Raw genomic sequence first — 15,329 nt, 5'->3', positions numbered from 1 at the left:
TGAGATTATTGATTTGTTGGGTAACGCTATCGCCTCAACCCAACAAACCTGACAAAATGTTGGGTTTCGTTCCTCAACCCAACCTACTCCCTACTCCCTAGATAGATTCCTCATCATCTCTGTACTTATGGAATCCTTGTTACGATTGAATCCCACTCCAACTAGATTTACAAGCACAGTTAACGGGATTAGTAGAAAGCACCGCTAAATAATAGTTTTCATAGTGACAGCCTGATTTCAGCAGATTCACCCAAAGCTTCGTTAACAACAACCAGCTTACCTTGTTCAAGAGAACCGAGTTGTTGATTAGCATTTAGGAGTTCAATGCCATAAATTTTTCCATCTAGACCAACATCTACATTCATCTCCTGGCTAACTTGGATTGTGTTCACCTGCATTGTTTTTTCTTGAAGGTAAATATAAGCTATGTTGTATCTAGGATCGTAAGTTATCTTCATCTTATTTTTCCTTAAAAATATTTAACAATTACAGTAATAACTAACCAATTTTCTCCTTCTTGGACTGCAATTACCTCAATTTTTTTCGTAGCGTAAACCTTTCCATTCCATTCAGCATTAAAGGAAAAATTACGCCTAAATCCAGTTCTACCAAATTGAGCGGGAAAAGTAACACCTCCTTCAACAGTAAGGACAACTTCTTCCTCTGTTGCACCCCGCTCAATTAATCGTGCTTGAGCATGAGGATGTAGCCTAACAATCATATAACTATTTTTAAGGTAATCGAATGGCGGGAAAAGAGTAAGAAAACAGCAAGCGTCTAATACATTCACGTTTTTTAGAAAAGCGATCGCGAAAAGCAGTTTTCAATTATACTTCTGGTTCTATCCCTGCTGCCCGCAACTGTGCTGCAAGTCGTTCGGCGCGTTGCCGTTCTTGTTCGGCGCGTTGCCGTTCTTGTTCGGCTAATTCTAAACCCCAAAGCAGCATTTGTCCTTATCTTTTGTATTATTTGAAATGGTGGGCTTCAGCCCACCCTACTCCCTAGATAGATTCCTCGTCATCATCATCTGGTGCTAAGTCAGCTTCTGTTAAACCCTGTTGCGGGATTGCTGCAATAATGGCGTCTATGACTTTGGAAACTGGTACAATTTCAATGTCATAGTTGGGGTATTTTTGCCCTTTAGGTACGATCGCCCGTTTAAATCCAAGTTTTGCTGCTTCTTTTAACCGCAATTCCATCTGCGATACAGATCTGACTTGTCCCCCCAAGCCAACTTCTCCAATCAGTACGGTACGGGGGTCTACAATGCGATCGCGGAAACTAGCAACAATTGATATAGCTATTCCCAAATCGACGGCTGGTTCTTCCACACTCAGTCCACCTGCGGAAGCTACGTAAGAATCCAGTTTCGACATGGGAATCCCTACCCGCTTTTCTAACACCGCTAAGATTTGTACCAAGCGGTTGTAATCTATACCTGTCCCTGCACGACGGGGGGAGGGGTAACTCGTAGGGCTGACTAAAGCTTGCAACTCAACAACAATTGGACGTGTGCCTTCACAAGCCACAACTAGGGCAGTACCGGGCGCGGGGTCATCACGATTTCCTAAAAATAACTCGGAAGGATTGGGGACTTCTCGCAAACCCGTATCTACCATTTCAAAGATACCGATTTCATGTGTTGCCCCAAATCGATTTTTTACTGTTCTTAATAATCGATGGGATGCAAACCTGTCACCTTCAAAATACAAGACTGTATCGACTAAGTGTTCCAATACTTTTGGCCCTGCGATCGCACCTTCTTTCGTGACGTGTCCCACAATTAACATCGTAATATCTTCATGCTTTGCGACTTTCATCAAAGCCGCAGTACATTCTCTTACCTGAGCTACAGAACCGGGTGCAGAAGTCAATGCCGGAAAGAACACTGTTTGAATACTATCAATAATCGCCACATTTGGTCTGAGGGAATCCATTTCCTTCAAAATCTCTTCCAAATCAGTTTCTGGCAATACGTACAGATCCGCATCCCTAGTTTCTTCAGACGGCTTTGTTACCTCAAGAGTCGTTTCTTTGGTTGTTTCGCTATTCCCACTAATGTTATCATTACCACCACTCACTAAACTTAGAGATTTTGAGACACCCAAACGAGATGCTCTGAGTTTAACTTGCTGTCCTGACTCCTCTCCAGAAACGTAGAGAATGCGGTATCTCTGCGCCAATTCGCTGGATACTTGCAGCAACAGAGTTGATTTTCCAATTCCCGGATCGCCACCTATAAGTACCATTGAACCGGGAACAACGCCGCCGCCAAGGACTCGATCGAGTTCTTCATAACCAGACGCCCAACGAGTCACTTGGCGATCGCTAATTTGGTCAAATGTCAGAGAGGCGCGTGGTTTTGCAGGTTTAGCTGTAGGTTTTGTGTTTCCCGCCTGTTGATGCCATCCACTTATCCCCCGACTGGGTATATCTGTCGATGACTGAATAGCAATCTGCTCTTCTAGAGAGTTGTAGGTGCCGCAAGCCGGACACTTACCAAACCATTGAGGAGACTCCGAGCCACATTCACTACAAACGTAATATGTCTTTTGCTTTGGCATTTATTATATCTTATCTTAATTTTTGCTTAAGTTTTTGAGGAAAGTGAACTTGAATAATAGTAGTAGATGCAGGTTTTTTCCATTCAAATTGTGAAATGATATCTTAATACTATGGTACTAAAAATTAAGCATGAAAAATTTTAGTTAAGGAGAGTTGAGAAACTTGGAAAGTCATAAAGAAAAAATTCTGGTAGTAGATGACGAAGCCAGCATTCGTCGGATTTTGGAAACACGCCTTTCGATGATTGGCTATGACGTAGTGACAGCAGGTGATGGAGAAGAAGCGTTGGACACGTTTCGCAAAGCCGATCCAGACCTAGTCGTCCTTGACGTGATGATGCCAAAGCTAGATGGCTATGGGGTATGCCAAGAATTACGCAAGGAATCGGATGTACCCATTATTATGTTAACAGCCCTAGGGGATGTAGCAGATCGAATAACGGGTTTAGAGTTAGGTGCTGATGATTACGTAGTTAAGCCCTTTTCTCCCAAAGAGTTGGAAGCCCGTATTCGGTCGGTTCTGAGGCGAGTAGACAAAACTGGTGCTTCCGGGATTCCCAGTTCCGGTGTCATTCATGTAGGCAATATTAAAATTGACACCAACAAGCGGCAAGTTTACAAGGGGGACGAACGCATTCGCTTAACAGGTATGGAGTTTAGCTTGCTAGAACTGCTAGTAAGTCGTTCAGGCGAAGCTTTTTCCCGTTCGGAAATTTTGCAAGAAGTGTGGGGATACACACCAGAACGCCATGTAGATACCCGTGTCGTTGACGTACACATCTCCCGCCTGCGAGCAAAACTAGAAGATGACCCCAGTAACCCAGAGTTAATACTGACAGCACGAGGAACCGGTTATTTGTTTCAACGGATAATTGAACCGGGAGAAGAATGAGGGACAGGGGGACAAGGAGGACAAGGAGGACAAGGAGGACAGGACAAGGGAGACAAGGGAGACAAGGTAGAATAACTCACATAACCAATGCCCAATGCCCAATGCCCAATGCCCAATGACCAATGACTACTAACCACTAACCACCAACCACTAACAACTAACCACTAACAATTAATGACAAATGACGTTTTGCGGCGTCTGCCTATCGTAGTGGGTGGGTTAGGCGCTGTGCTTCTGTTGATTAATCGGTTATTGACGCCAGATATAACTGAATCTCAAGCACGCGCTGATGTGCTTGGTGTCATATTAAGCGCTGTATTGATTTTGATCGGTTTACTATGGCAACAAGTGCAACCGCGCCCTCCGGATGCCGTTCAACTTACAGGTGAAGAAGGTTTTGTCTTAGCCCCCGATTTACCAGAAACTGTAAAAACCGAACTCGCCTGGGCATCGCATTTGTTGTTAACTAATACGGTGACGCGATCGCTCGTTCTTTATTATCAAGGTAAAGTTTTGTTACGCAGGGGAATTTTAGCTGAGAAATCAGATGTGATACCTGGAGCAATACTCAAGAGGGTGCTAGAAAAACAAAAACCAGTGTATTTGGTAGATTTAAAAATTTACCCAGGACGAGTTGAATTTGATTATTTACCGGAGAATACTCAAGGTGTCATTTGTCAACCGATTGGCAAAGAAGGAGTCCTCATCTTAGGTGCAAATGCTCCTCGAAGCTACACCAAACAGGATGAAACTTGGATTGCCGGAATAGCAGATAAATTAGCTGTTACGCTAAAGGGTTAGTGGTTAGTCGTTAGTCGTTAGTAGGAAAACAGCTAACAACCAACCACTAACAACTAACCACTCACCCCTAACTCTATGAAAATTATTTACATTTTAATCGTTGCCCTGATGCTTGTAGGGATTGCGGGTGCAGTCATTCCTGCCCTTCCAGGAGCAAGTTTAATTTTGATTGGGATTATCATTTGGGGCTTTGTCAGTGGTTCCTTTGCAGCTATAAAAATACCGCTTATTGTAACTGTTATCGTTTTACTTCTGAGTATAGGAATTGATTTTTTAGCAAGTTACATCGGAGCACAACAAGCAGGTGCTAGCAAGTGGGGACAAATTGGAGCAATAGTAGGATTTTTGCTAGGCTTTTTCGGATTATTACCCGCTTTGCCTGTTGGCGGTCCATTATTGGGGATGTTGTTAGGTCCTCTTTTAGGAGCAATTATCGGTGAGTACCTTTACAGACGTGAGTGGCTGGTTGCCATTAAAGCCGGGATTGGAATAGTGGTAGGTACAATACTTGGAAATTTGATTCAAGGGTTGTTGGCAATTGGAGCTGTTGTGACTTTCCTAGTGACTACTTGGTCGCAGGTTTTTGGTTCTTGAAAAATTACAAAAAAACAAAACCCGCCTTGGCGAGTTTTTAGTAACGCTTAAAGGACGGATTTTTCAAGAATGCCTGTGAAAACAGGCTTTAGATTATCTCATTCAAAACTTTTGGTTGATGAGAGATTTGCGATTTGCACAAAACTTCAATTAACCAACTTGAGAAGCTTTTTTACGACGCAAGCCCAATAAACCAGCTACTGCCATTGCACCCAAGCCCAAGGTGGTTGTAGGTTCGGGTACTGCTTTTGTTACTCCTAGCCCAGACAAACGAACACCGTCACCAGTAGCGAAGCGGGCATTGGGATTACTGTAATTCTTGCCAGAATTACCCATTTGAACAACAAATGATTTGACATTCTTTAAAGTTAAGGATTGAGTACCATCGTTAGGTCCAGCATTAAGTAGATTGCTAACGCTTTGTCCATTTACTTCTAAAATGCCACTGAAACCGTTGTCTTCTACGTCAACAAAGTCTAATGATACTTCTTCATATGTTTTATCCAAGTTGAACAAGAAACGACCCACTTCTAACTGACCACCTTCAAGTACTTTATTGTCAGTCCCTATAGCAACAGGACGATACCAGTATTGCGAGCTGTTTGGGTTGGTTCCAAGGTCTGTTGCTCCAAATTTAATTCCTAAACCCCAGGTATTTTCTGTACCATTTTTGTCAACAAATAAACGGCTGAGTCCAAGCTTACTGTCAAATTGTAAACTTGTAACATTAAAGCCCATTGATGTTGTATCAATAGTGGTGCTAGAAACACTTGTTAAATTGGTCAAGCCAATTTCACCTTCTTGCTGAGGAATCAAAGAAACAGCGTGAGCGGCTGGCATTGCAGCAGCTAGACCTATACTCAAACTTGTTCCTAGAATTGTTGCTGCTACTAAATTGAACTTTTGCATAACTTGCTCCCGATTAGATTAGCCCTATTAGTTACGGGCAGCAGTTTTAATTTTTTTTGCCCGCTCTTTACATTCACTAATTTAGCCATCTTTTTTTCAATCGAAAAGTCTAAAAATCAGAATTGATACAATCTTAATTTTGAGATTTATGATTGTATTTTTGTCAGTAAAAACTCCTAATACTTAAAAATGATTTGAATTCTTAAATCCAACTTTCAAGTTGATATTATTACTGAATTGGACTTTATATTACGTAAGTAATTTTCGATTCTTTTGCTATTTACTTAATTGAAAAAACATAATGTGGTTACAATACTACAAGGGCTGAGACATAAATTCCAAAACACGTAGGTTGGGTTGAGGAACGAAACCCAACATTTATCAGCATTTGTTGGGTAACGCTATCGCTCTACCCAACCTACAATTTCTCTCAGCCCTTGCAGTATTGAATGTGGTTAAAGCCCTTATCAGTATGGCATTGAACAAGTTGAAGTCTAGCTATAATGCACGCAATACGGCTGTACTCCGTTAAGCTTCCAGCCGATCGCGCCTATCAATCTCTCAAGCTCTTTTTATTTCCTCAAAAATCAATCCCAAATTGCTGCGGTTTTCCGATAAACTACTAGAGAAACTTGTACTAAATTTTAGTACTTTCATTTTAAGATTAGTATAATTTATCACTCAGTAAATTTTCCAGAAGTTCAAGATCGAAGAATTTTGCTAGACGAGTAATTCACAATAGTGCCAAATAAACATAAAACAAATGTAGAGACGCGCCATGGCGCGTCTTTGCTCCATGGCTCTATGGCTAGTCTTGACCTTTACGTTTGATTACCTATAGAAGTAGCACCGCCCAGCAACATTGAATTGTGGGTAATGCCTACTCTACAAAAATCCTTTATTTTAGCGCAGTTAGGAAGTACGAGTTTTTGAAGCCCGATCGCGTTTCCGTAAGCCAAACAAACCGACAAATGCCAAAACACCCAAACTCAATGTAGTTCCTGGTTCGGGTACTGGTTTTGTTGCTATCCCAGCTAACCGCACACCGTCACCGGGCTGAATCTTAGACTGAGATCCAGCTATTCCTAATTGAACTATAAAAGATTTCACGTTGTTTAACTTCAATGTTTGTATCTTATTGTTGCCTTTGGCTGGAAGCAATTGAGTGGGCGGTTGTCCGTTCACGCTTAAAATGCCACTAAAACCACTAGTCTCTACATCAAGGAAGCTCAATTCAAGATCTTCATAAGCTCGATCGAACGTAAACTCGTATCGACCTATTTCTAACTGACCATTTTCAGGTACTGAACTATCCTTTTTGATAGCTACAGGGCGCAACCAAAGTTGATAAGCACTTGGGTTAGTTCCAGCATCTGTTTTAGCAAAGCTAATTCCAGATGCCCAGTTGTTTGCTGTACCATTCATATCAACAAACAAACGGCTGAGGCCATATTGTGGAAGCCCATATTCTGAACCGTAGTCCAAACTTGTGACTGTAAAACCTAATGATGAGGTATCAATACAGTCGCTAGGATTCACAACACAGCCAAAATTAGTTAGTTTGATTTCACCTTCTTGATTGGGAACAAGAGAAATAGCGTGAGCCGCAGGCATATTAGCAGCTATACCTATACTTAGAGTGGTTCCTAAAACGATTGCTGCTCTCAAATTAAATTTTTGCATAACTAACTTCCAATTGATTTCTATTAAAGGCAGAGAAATGTATTTTGCCTCTTTCCTATTCCACTAATTTAAATAGTTTTTTAGAGTTCGAGAAGACTAGAAAAGAGAATTAATGCAATCTTGATTTTGCTATTTATGTTATTATTAAATTTCCGTAAAATCTACACAATATGCAATTTTTTTTTGACAATAAATTACGGACTAGTTTTGAGATTTTTACGGAAATTTAACCAATCTTAATGATGTTTCTTTAAACCTTTTGTTAAAAAAATATTAACTTAAGTACAAACCGAAAACTGTACTTAAAAAATGGTGCTAAAAAATACATCTATCTTGTATATTTGCGAGCACCTGTTCTCTTCACTTCCTCTGATTGAAAGCAAGTTCGGAAGATATCAAATCTTTAACCTTTAAAGCAATATAAAATTAATGATTCACGTATACTATGCGTGAATCATTGTTGATTGAATGTATGTTTTTTGACGAGATTATAAGTATTGAGTTTTTTTACTGACTTCCCCTCATATTTGATTCAGATCAAATCCAGAATTAAAGTGGTAATCAGAGAATCTTTTGAGGGGACTAAAGGCTTTAAGACTCGTTCAAAGACTTTTTGGCTTCTGCGGCAACTGCTTCTACTTCATCGTTAGCTAAAGTTTCTAATACAGGTTTGGCATCTGCACTACCCAAACGCCTTAGAGCTTGCGCCAGTCTATAGCGGAGTTGCCAATCGGGATTTGTAACAAATGGAGCTAAAAGGGGAACTGCTTGTGGATTGCCCAACTCTCCCAAAGAACCAATCGCAGCTGTAATGACTAGCTCATTATTGGAAGCGAGGGCTTCTTTGAGCAACTCAAAGGCTCTTGGATCTCCTAACTCTCCTAATACAGCAATAATGCTCAATTGGACAATCCATTCTTTAGTTGTGCGGTAAACCTGTTGTAAATCTTGAAAAGCTTCCTGTAGCTTAAGAGCACCCAAACAATCTGCTGCTGCTGCTTGTACATCAGCTTCTGGATCGTTGAGAAGGCGATCGCGCAAAACGTTTAAGGTTAAATCTATATTTTGCTTGCCAAGGGTATCTAATTGACTGACAGCTGAGTAACGCACGCGGGAATTGCTGTCGTTGATAGCGGTTTGAATTAACTCATAGCCTACTGTTGGTTCTAATTGACGAACGAGATTCACTGCACGCAAGCGATCGCCCAAATCTTGCGAGCCAAGCATTTGCTTAACAGATTCTGGAGTAGTACTCATTTTTTGGTTAGGGGTTAGGGGTTAGGGGTTAGGGGTTAGGGGTTAGGGGTTAGGGGTTAGGGGTTAGGGGTTAGGGGTTAGGGGTTAGTGGTAGCAACAATCAACAACTAACAACTCACAACTCACAACTCACAACTCACAACTAACCTTCCTGACTTGCTGCCATTGCTCGGATAATGTCACCACGGGTGAGAATACCAACGACTTGACCCTCGCTGTCAAGTACTGGAAGACGGTGAATATTGCGATCGTGCATGAGTCTAGCAGCTTCTGTCACAGTTTTATCAGGAGAAATTGTGATGGGGTTGTGAGTCATCACTTCGCCAACTGTTTGCCCCAGTGCTTTGTGTAAGTCACGTTCATAAGTGGCGGGATTCTGTAAATAGATAACGCTGTCAAGAAACATTATGTACGCAGGAGGTGTGACCCCTGTTTCTTGCCACATCAAATCCGTTTCTGAGATGATGCCTACCAATTTCCCAGTATTGTCTGTAACGGGTAGTCCGCTGATTCGTCGCTCTGCCAAAATTTGAATGGCTTCCTTTAAAGGAGTTTCAGGGCGCACAACAATTGGGTTATGGCTCATTACATCGGCAACGGTTTTAGGCATTTGCTTGCTGTCGTGCTACTAGGTTTCATTGCCATTATTGTACGTAGTTGCTGTAGCACTAACCCTCTTCCCATTCACACATTTTAACCAAAAATTCACTCGAACTCTGCTGCATTAAGAACTGATTGATTTCTTCTTCCGCACCACTAGGAGAATGGTGCATCACCAACTCTTATATGCTTTTAAACAGTTGGCGCTCATCCCACATATACTGACCAGTAATTAGTGACAAATGACCAATGACAAATTACCAATGACAAATGTTAACTTCATGGACGTTTAACCCTTAAGGCTTCAGCTGCTGATATTCCCTCGCCTTGAGTTCCAAAGTACCACAAAGCTGCTGCTGCCTCAGCACGAGTCACTGGCTTCTTCGGCTGAAATATTGTGGTATATCCAAATACACGACGAATATTTGATTGTTCGCCATTCTGATGATCTGCCAGAATTGCTCGCAATGCTTTGGGGTCTATTTTCCCTGCATCCTGAAAACCCCAAGTTTGCTCGATCGCTGTTAAATTGGTATTTGGCAGGGCTTGGCGTGTATCCAAAGGCACTTTCCACAAAATCAATTGTTCTCGTGTCAGAGGTGCGCCCGGACGAAACAATACTGCTGTAGCATCTCCTGATAAAGGGCTAGGAATTAATCCAGCTTCAGCTAATCCCTGAATCACTGGGAAATCTGGATCGGTTTTTGGAACATCACTAAAAGCGGGTTGGGAACCAGAGGATGCTAAGCGAATTTGTTTGGCTGGATCGCTGGCGTACATATTATTGTTAGCAGTGACTAGCCAACGAGCATACTCGCGTCGAGCAATAATTTTATTCGGTTCAAATTGGTTTGTTGCAAAACCCCCATCGCTCTTAGCAGCATTTGAGCTTACGGATAAGACACCCAACTCTGCTAGATCTCGAATGTATCTTTGGAATTCTTGAGGTGCTTTGGTTAAATCGCTAAATTCTTGAGGATTAGAAGTGGTAGTGGTGTTGGTAGTATTATTGGTTGGTTCACCCGTGGTATTTGGTTGTGGTGTTGCTTCTGGCGATCGCGTCGGCTCGACAACTGGTGAAGAGCTAGTAGGTGGAACTTCCGTTGCAGTTGTTTCGGGGCTGGAGGTAGGAGTTGGGGTAGCTTGCGCTATTTCTGTAGAATTTGGTTGATAATCAATCGCTATCTCAGTTGAAGTTTGTGGTTGATTGGGTGAGGCGGTTGTGACAGTTTTTGGCTGAATGGAAATTTTGAGTAACAAGCGATCGCGTCGCGCCTCAATAACATTTCCCTGCTCATTTGACTGTTGAACAATTTGCCAGTTGTTTGCTCGAAGTTGTTGGAGATAGTAGCTAGCAATAATATTACTGGGGTCAATGCTCATCCAGCGAGTTGATGATGCACCAGGGTTTTCGTCACTCGGTGGTGTCACTTCTTGCAAATTGGCATTGGGATATAAAGGGATATCCTTGGGAAAATCAGCAGGTAACTTAACTGTTGCCCCATCGGTTTGCTGTTGTTGGTTACTGCTTGCTTCTTGAGAACCAAGACTAACTGGGTTACTGCTTAGCTTCGGATCTGCTGCCAACGACTGCTCAATTTCTTTGGCAGTTGGACTATTGGCACAGGCTGTTAACGCAGCTAGTAGAACAGCCACACCGAGCGAAACAACTGGACGTTTACTTTGCAACACGGACAACCATAAATAAGCAGATCAACTTCTACAGTAGCGTAGAGTCAACGCAGTTTTCTCAATCCCTAACCTCCAATCTCCAAGGTTATCAGCAACTATCTGAGGTGGTAAACTGAGATTAAACCCACTCTTTGCCTCTAAAGATGGACAACGGTAAAGTTCGCTAACAGTTCCGTGCAACCGATTTGGGAATGTTGTTGGCGAACCAATCTATGCTGGGCAATGCCTAGAAAAATCGGTAACCGTTCTTGTATTAATCAACCAGCCAATATACACCCACTATGCCTTGGAGCGTGGTGAAACAGGTTGATGAGAGCAAATATTGCCCTCCAAGGAGGAGCATGGATGTTTTTTAGGAAAAGATCTGGTCAAAAAAGAACCAGGAAGCTAAAAAGAATGTATCTCTTCTTAAAAACCAGTGTGGGATAGGACTATGAAGAATCTAAAATAGATATTAAATTGAAAAAAACAGAGCAACCATTCCATCGAGGACAACCGCCAGTCAATTTCACTTCCACCATTACGCGTCGTCGGTTTGTTACCAGTGCTGAAACACGATTACATGCAACTTTCCCAGGATCGGCCTATTTATTCTGAGGCTCCACTACAGCTGCTACTTTTTGTCGATGGACGTCCAAAGTCCAGACAGCAGGTACAGCGAATCCTTTCATTCTTAGAAGAATTGCAGGCTGACTATAAGTTTGAACTACAGATTGTAGATGTAGGACAAAAGCCCTACTTGGCAGAACACTTTAAACTGGTAGCAACGCCAGCTCTCATCAAAATCCATCCGGAACCAAGACAAATTTTGGCTGGTAGTAACATTACAGCTCAATTGAAAACGTGGTGGCCTAGGTGGCAGGCGGCTGTAGACGCGTATTTAGAATTACAAAGTAATTTAGACGAAAACACGGTTGATAATGGTCTTGTTAAGGATAAAAAGCATACAATTGGTTCCCTAGCTGTTTCAGAAGAACTTTTACACCTCTCGGATGAAATCTTTCGTTTAAAACAAGAAAAAGAGAAACTTACCGAACAGTTACAGTTCAAAGACCGAGTTATTGCTATGTTAGCCCACGACCTTCGCAACCCCCTGACTGCGGCTTCCATAGCTATAGATACCTTACAATCTAACTTCGACTCAGAACAAGGGACTTTTGAGCGCATCACACCAAAGATGACGGTACACTTATTTAAACAAGCTCGCAGCCAAACCAAGATAATAGATAAGATGATTACTGACCTTCTACAGGTCAGTCGCGGCAGTGAAAAGGAATTTTACATACAACCTCAGAAGATAGACTTGGGCAAACTTTGTTCAGAGGTACTTGAAGAGTTACGCGATCGCTACACAGCTAAATCTCATACATTGACAAAAGACATCCCGAAAGATTTACCTAGCGTTTATGCCGATCCAGAACGCATACGGCAAGTGTTGATGAATTTGTTAGACAATGCAATAAAATATACTCCTGAAGGCGGTAGTATTGCGGTATCCGGGCTGCACCGTACAACTCAAAAAGTTCAATTTAGTGTTGGTGATACAGGTCCCGGTATTCCCGAAGAAAATCGAGAACGCATTTTTGAAAATCACTTCCGCTTAGAAAGAGACGAAACCACCGAAGGTTATGGTATTGGATTGTGTTTGTGTCAACGCATTATCCGAGCACACTACGGTCAAATTTGGGTAGATGCTGCTCCCGAAGGCGGAGCATGGTTCCACTTTACATTACCAGTATATCCAAATTAGCTAATGGCTAATGGCTAATGGCTAATGGCTAATGGCTAATAGTAATTCACAATTAGCAATTAGCAATTAGCAATTAGCAATTAGCTCTTTTTCAAAACCTCAATAATTTGAAGATTGGCTTCGGGAAAAGTAAATGTTTCTAACTCATCTACACTCACCCAACGAACTTCTTCACACTCAATAGGTTGCGGAATGCCTGAAAGATGGCGACATTCATGAACTGTTAGAGTAACTCGTAAGTGAGTGTAGGTGTGATCGATTGTTAGTAAATGTTTGCCTACCTCAATTTCAATCCCCAGTTCTTCTTGTATTTCACGTTTGATGCACTCAGACACTGTCTCATTTGGCTCAACTTTTCCTCCAGGAAATTCCCACAAACCTCCCATAACTCCCTCTAAAGGTCGCCGATCGATTAAAATCTGTCCTAAGTCATTTTTGACTATGGCAACACCTATGATTTTATGCGGTACAGAAGACGTTGTTTCGCTCATACGTTTTTCAATATACATAAAGATACAACAAAACTCGGCAAATGATATACATATTTGCCGAGTTTGTAATTCATGGAGTTTGCAGGGAGCAACTCTATATTTTTGCCATTGTTGCCCAAGCAACCTATGTACTTAACGATTCTCACTGCTGAATTTTTAGAGATTACTTGTCACTTCATTCCTCGTTACCTTCAGTTCTTTGCAGAACCATTTCAAAATTCATCCTTTGTTCTACATTACGTAAAAAATAACCACTAATCATGGCGGAGGCAAGCAGGCGACCTAAATGTTCGCGGTTAGTAGTGATAGTAACTCCAAAGTGCTCTGAAGGTAAGTTCCCTAATATTCCCATAATATTGCGCTCCATAGCTTGGAAGACTTCTGGAGAAGTCGGTTTGGATAGTTGGCTAACTGTATCTGGGCTTAGAGATTTGACGTACTGCAATAACAAATTGCCTGCTTCTGACTCACCGTTAAAAAATTCTGAGACTCGGTTAGATGGGTTACTCACTTTTACCTCCTTGGAATACCACAACTGTGGTCAAAACTACTTAGGTCACAATTGCGTCTTTAGGTATGGACAATGCTTTCGCGTTGTGTGTTCCTATCATCTAATGTAACAAGTATCTTCTCTTTTGGGAGTCGTTGTAACCGTACCACGAGTAACGGGTTTTTCACCCAAGAGTTTTTTGTCATTGGTCATTTGTCCGTTGTCATTTGTCCGTTGTCATTTGTTCATAGTTCTTTACCAATGACCAATAACCAATGACCAATGACAATTAGCTAACTTGCTAAGTATTCATTTATACCTGCTTTAGATTTACGGAGTTTACTGAGGGCTTCTCTCTCAATTTGCCGGACTCGTTCGCGGCTAATGTTAAGAAGTTCACCAATTCTGGAGAGTGTCAGCGCTTGTCCATCATTTAAACCAAATCGTAGGGATAAAACTTCTCTTTGTTGTGGTGTCAGTTCCGCCATAAGACTTTCCAAATCCTTAGATAAGGATGATTGGGTAACAAAGTCTTCTGGAGAAGTTCCTGGATCTTCCAACATTTCCCCGAGTTCTGTATCGTAGTTATCACCCAATCGCAAATCTAAGGATAATGGTAACCTCGCCTTTTCGAGATACTCTCGCACTTGTCTTGGAGTCAGTTCTAATTCTTGGGCTAGCTCAGAAGCTGTAGGAGCACGTCCCAATCTTTGGGATAATTGACGCTGTGCTTTCTTGATTTTATTGAGTTTTTCTGTTATATGAATGGGCAATCTAATGGTACGACCTTTTTCTGCGATCGCACGAGTGATAGCTTGACGTATCCACCAGTAAGCGTAGGTAGAGAACCGATATCCTTTTGTGGGGTCAAATTTTTCTACACCCCGTTGCATTCCTATGCTACCTTCTTGTATTAAATCGAGTAAATCAACATTCCGCTTGATATATTTTTTAGCTACAGACACAACCAGTCGCAAATTAGCTTCTACCATTTTGCGTTTCGCTACTTCACCATCTGCTATGGCTTCGTTCAACTCTGCGGGTTCTAGTTGCGTTGCTTTTGCCCACTCTTCTAGCGAGGGTTGACGATTTAATTGAGTGGCTAACGATTCCCTGATTTCTTGTAATGCTGTTGAACGCTGTACTTGCTTTCCATAGAATATTTCTTCCTCGTGCGATAGGAGTGGCACTTTGCCAATCTCACGTAAGTAAGTCCGCACTAGGTCTGTAGCTGTCTGAGCGGTCTTCATGGCGCTACTCTTTTCTTGATAATTGGGTTTAATAGTGGGGTTAGAGCTGATAGATGCCTTTTAGAAGGTTACTTCCGGTGTTTTTCAGTGGAAAGTTATATTGTAATTTGCAACTGACGCACAACGGCTATTCTGCGGCTCTTGGTCATATTTTGGTTCTTAACTGCAAAAAATTACAGCTATTTCCCATTTTTTACAAGTATCTACAGTTAGATAAAAATTCCCTAAGTAAACACTTTTTATTTTTTATTATTAATTACTGTAACATTTATGATAACTGCTTGGCTAGCTGTCAATCCAAATTTCTTTGAACTACAGATCATTTAAGCCTAATATCCTCCCTGATAGAATTTATC

The 15,329-nt window shown here is 41.6% G+C and carries 15 protein-coding genes; 4 read left to right on the top strand and 11 right to left on the bottom strand.

Annotated features, from left to right (window positions below; genetic code table 11):
- Nucleotides 1-218: 218 nt before the first annotated feature.
- From F7734_RS33850 to radA, 3 genes are all read right to left on the bottom strand, one after another.
- Nucleotides 219-458 (bottom strand): DUF2283 domain-containing protein, encoded by a 240-nt coding sequence (locus F7734_RS33850; RefSeq protein ID WP_155748916.1) that lies wholly within the window; start codon nucleotides 456-458, stop codon nucleotides 219-221.
- Nucleotides 459-469: 11 nt separating this feature from the next.
- A complete protein-coding gene (locus F7734_RS33845; RefSeq protein ID WP_155748915.1) occupies nucleotides 470-721 on the bottom strand; it encodes a DUF4258 domain-containing protein in 252 nt (83 codons plus the stop codon).
- 280 nt (nucleotides 722-1,001) lie between these two features.
- Nucleotides 1,002-2,564 (bottom strand): DNA repair protein RadA, encoded by a 1,563-nt coding sequence (radA, locus tag F7734_RS33835; RefSeq protein ID WP_155748914.1) that lies wholly within the window; start codon nucleotides 2,562-2,564, stop codon nucleotides 1,002-1,004.
- 163 nt (nucleotides 2,565-2,727) lie between these two features.
- Here radA and rpaB point away from each other — a divergent pair, with 163 nt between their 5' ends.
- From rpaB to F7734_RS33820, 3 genes are all read left to right on the top strand, one after another.
- Nucleotides 2,728-3,456, top strand: coding sequence for a response regulator transcription factor RpaB (gene rpaB / locus F7734_RS33830; protein ID WP_038087821.1), 729 nt, complete (start codon nucleotides 2,728-2,730; stop codon nucleotides 3,454-3,456).
- A 174-nt stretch (nucleotides 3,457-3,630) separates the two neighbouring features.
- Complete coding sequence (locus tag F7734_RS33825; protein WP_155748913.1) at nucleotides 3,631-4,257, top strand: cofactor assembly of complex C subunit B; 627 nt, start codon at nucleotides 3,631-3,633, stop codon at nucleotides 4,255-4,257.
- A 75-nt stretch (nucleotides 4,258-4,332) separates the two neighbouring features.
- Nucleotides 4,333-4,851: a DUF456 family protein gene (locus tag F7734_RS33820; RefSeq protein ID WP_155748912.1), complete on the top strand. Its 519-nt coding sequence runs from the start codon at nucleotides 4,333-4,335 to the stop codon at nucleotides 4,849-4,851.
- 150 nt (nucleotides 4,852-5,001) lie between these two features.
- Here F7734_RS33820 and F7734_RS33815 read toward each other — a convergent pair whose 3' ends face one another.
- The 5 genes from F7734_RS33815 to F7734_RS33795 all read right to left on the bottom strand — a co-directional run bounded on the left by F7734_RS33815 (nucleotide 5,002) and on the right by F7734_RS33795 (nucleotide 10,992).
- Entirely contained in the window at nucleotides 5,002-5,760 is a 759-nt protein-coding gene (locus tag F7734_RS33815; protein WP_155748911.1) for an LEVG family PEP-CTERM protein, read from the bottom strand.
- Nucleotides 5,761-6,672: 912 nt separating this feature from the next.
- Nucleotides 6,673-7,443: an LEVG family PEP-CTERM protein gene (locus tag F7734_RS33810; RefSeq protein WP_155748910.1), complete on the bottom strand. Its 771-nt coding sequence runs from the start codon at nucleotides 7,441-7,443 to the stop codon at nucleotides 6,673-6,675.
- A 591-nt stretch (nucleotides 7,444-8,034) separates the two neighbouring features.
- Entirely contained in the window at nucleotides 8,035-8,700 is a 666-nt protein-coding gene (nblB, locus tag F7734_RS33805) for a phycobilisome degradation protein NblB (RefSeq protein ID WP_155748909.1), read from the bottom strand.
- 142 nt (nucleotides 8,701-8,842) lie between these two features.
- Nucleotides 8,843-9,310, bottom strand: coding sequence for a CBS domain-containing protein (locus tag F7734_RS33800; RefSeq protein ID WP_155748908.1), 468 nt, complete (start codon nucleotides 9,308-9,310; stop codon nucleotides 8,843-8,845).
- A 269-nt stretch (nucleotides 9,311-9,579) separates the two neighbouring features.
- Complete coding sequence (locus F7734_RS33795) at nucleotides 9,580-10,992, bottom strand: S-layer homology domain-containing protein (RefSeq protein ID WP_166482317.1); 1,413 nt, start codon at nucleotides 10,990-10,992, stop codon at nucleotides 9,580-9,582.
- A 562-nt stretch (nucleotides 10,993-11,554) separates the two neighbouring features.
- Between F7734_RS33795 and F7734_RS33790 the strand changes: the two genes are divergently transcribed.
- A complete protein-coding gene (locus F7734_RS33790) occupies nucleotides 11,555-12,742 on the top strand; it encodes a histidine kinase (protein WP_155748906.1) in 1,188 nt (395 codons plus the stop codon).
- An 80-nt stretch (nucleotides 12,743-12,822) separates the two neighbouring features.
- On the opposite strand, the gene mutT is transcribed toward F7734_RS33790, so the two are convergent.
- The 3 genes from mutT to F7734_RS33775 form a co-directional block, all read right to left on the bottom strand.
- On the bottom strand, nucleotides 12,823-13,233 hold the full coding sequence (gene mutT, locus F7734_RS33785; RefSeq protein ID WP_155748905.1) for an 8-oxo-dGTP diphosphatase MutT: 411 nt from the start codon (nucleotides 13,231-13,233) through the stop codon (nucleotides 12,823-12,825).
- Between the two features lie 175 nt (nucleotides 13,234-13,408).
- A complete protein-coding gene (locus F7734_RS33780) occupies nucleotides 13,409-13,744 on the bottom strand; it encodes a DUF760 domain-containing protein (protein WP_166482316.1) in 336 nt (111 codons plus the stop codon).
- 272 nt (nucleotides 13,745-14,016) lie between these two features.
- Nucleotides 14,017-14,973 carry an RNA polymerase sigma factor, RpoD/SigA family gene (locus tag F7734_RS33775; RefSeq protein ID WP_155748903.1) on the bottom strand — a complete coding sequence of 319 codons (957 nt, stop codon included), beginning with the start codon at nucleotides 14,971-14,973 and terminating at the stop codon, nucleotides 14,017-14,019.
- Between the last annotated feature and the right edge of the window lie 356 nt (nucleotides 14,974-15,329).

Source organism: Scytonema sp. UIC 10036, assembly GCF_009725235.1.
Note: the sequence above shows the minus strand (reverse complement) of the source record. Positions and strands in the feature narration are given on the sequence as shown.

Coding starts and splice junctions, on each gene's coding strand:
- F7734_RS33825 (WP_155748913.1), top strand. CDS start 3,631: ATGACAAATGACGTTTTGCGGCGTCTGCCTATCGTAGTGGGTGGGTTA.
- F7734_RS33775 (WP_155748903.1), bottom strand. CDS start 14,973: ATGAAGACCGCTCAGACAGCTACAGACCTAGTGCGGACTTACTTACGT.
- F7734_RS33850 (WP_155748916.1), bottom strand. CDS start 458: ATGAAGATAACTTACGATCCTAGATACAACATAGCTTATATTTACCTT.
- F7734_RS33810 (WP_155748910.1), bottom strand. CDS start 7,443: ATGCAAAAATTTAATTTGAGAGCAGCAATCGTTTTAGGAACCACTCTA.
- F7734_RS33815 (WP_155748911.1), bottom strand. CDS start 5,760: ATGCAAAAGTTCAATTTAGTAGCAGCAACAATTCTAGGAACAAGTTTG.
- F7734_RS33820 (WP_155748912.1), top strand. CDS start 4,333: ATGAAAATTATTTACATTTTAATCGTTGCCCTGATGCTTGTAGGGATT.
- radA (WP_155748914.1), bottom strand. CDS start 2,564: ATGCCAAAGCAAAAGACATATTACGTTTGTAGTGAATGTGGCTCGGAG.
- mutT (WP_155748905.1), bottom strand. CDS start 13,233: ATGAGCGAAACAACGTCTTCTGTACCGCATAAAATCATAGGTGTTGCC.
- F7734_RS33790 (WP_155748906.1), top strand. CDS start 11,555: ATGCAACTTTCCCAGGATCGGCCTATTTATTCTGAGGCTCCACTACAG.
- F7734_RS33845 (WP_155748915.1), bottom strand. CDS start 721: ATGATTGTTAGGCTACATCCTCATGCTCAAGCACGATTAATTGAGCGG.
- F7734_RS33800 (WP_155748908.1), bottom strand. CDS start 9,310: ATGCCTAAAACCGTTGCCGATGTAATGAGCCATAACCCAATTGTTGTG.
- nblB (WP_155748909.1), bottom strand. CDS start 8,700: ATGAGTACTACTCCAGAATCTGTTAAGCAAATGCTTGGCTCGCAAGAT.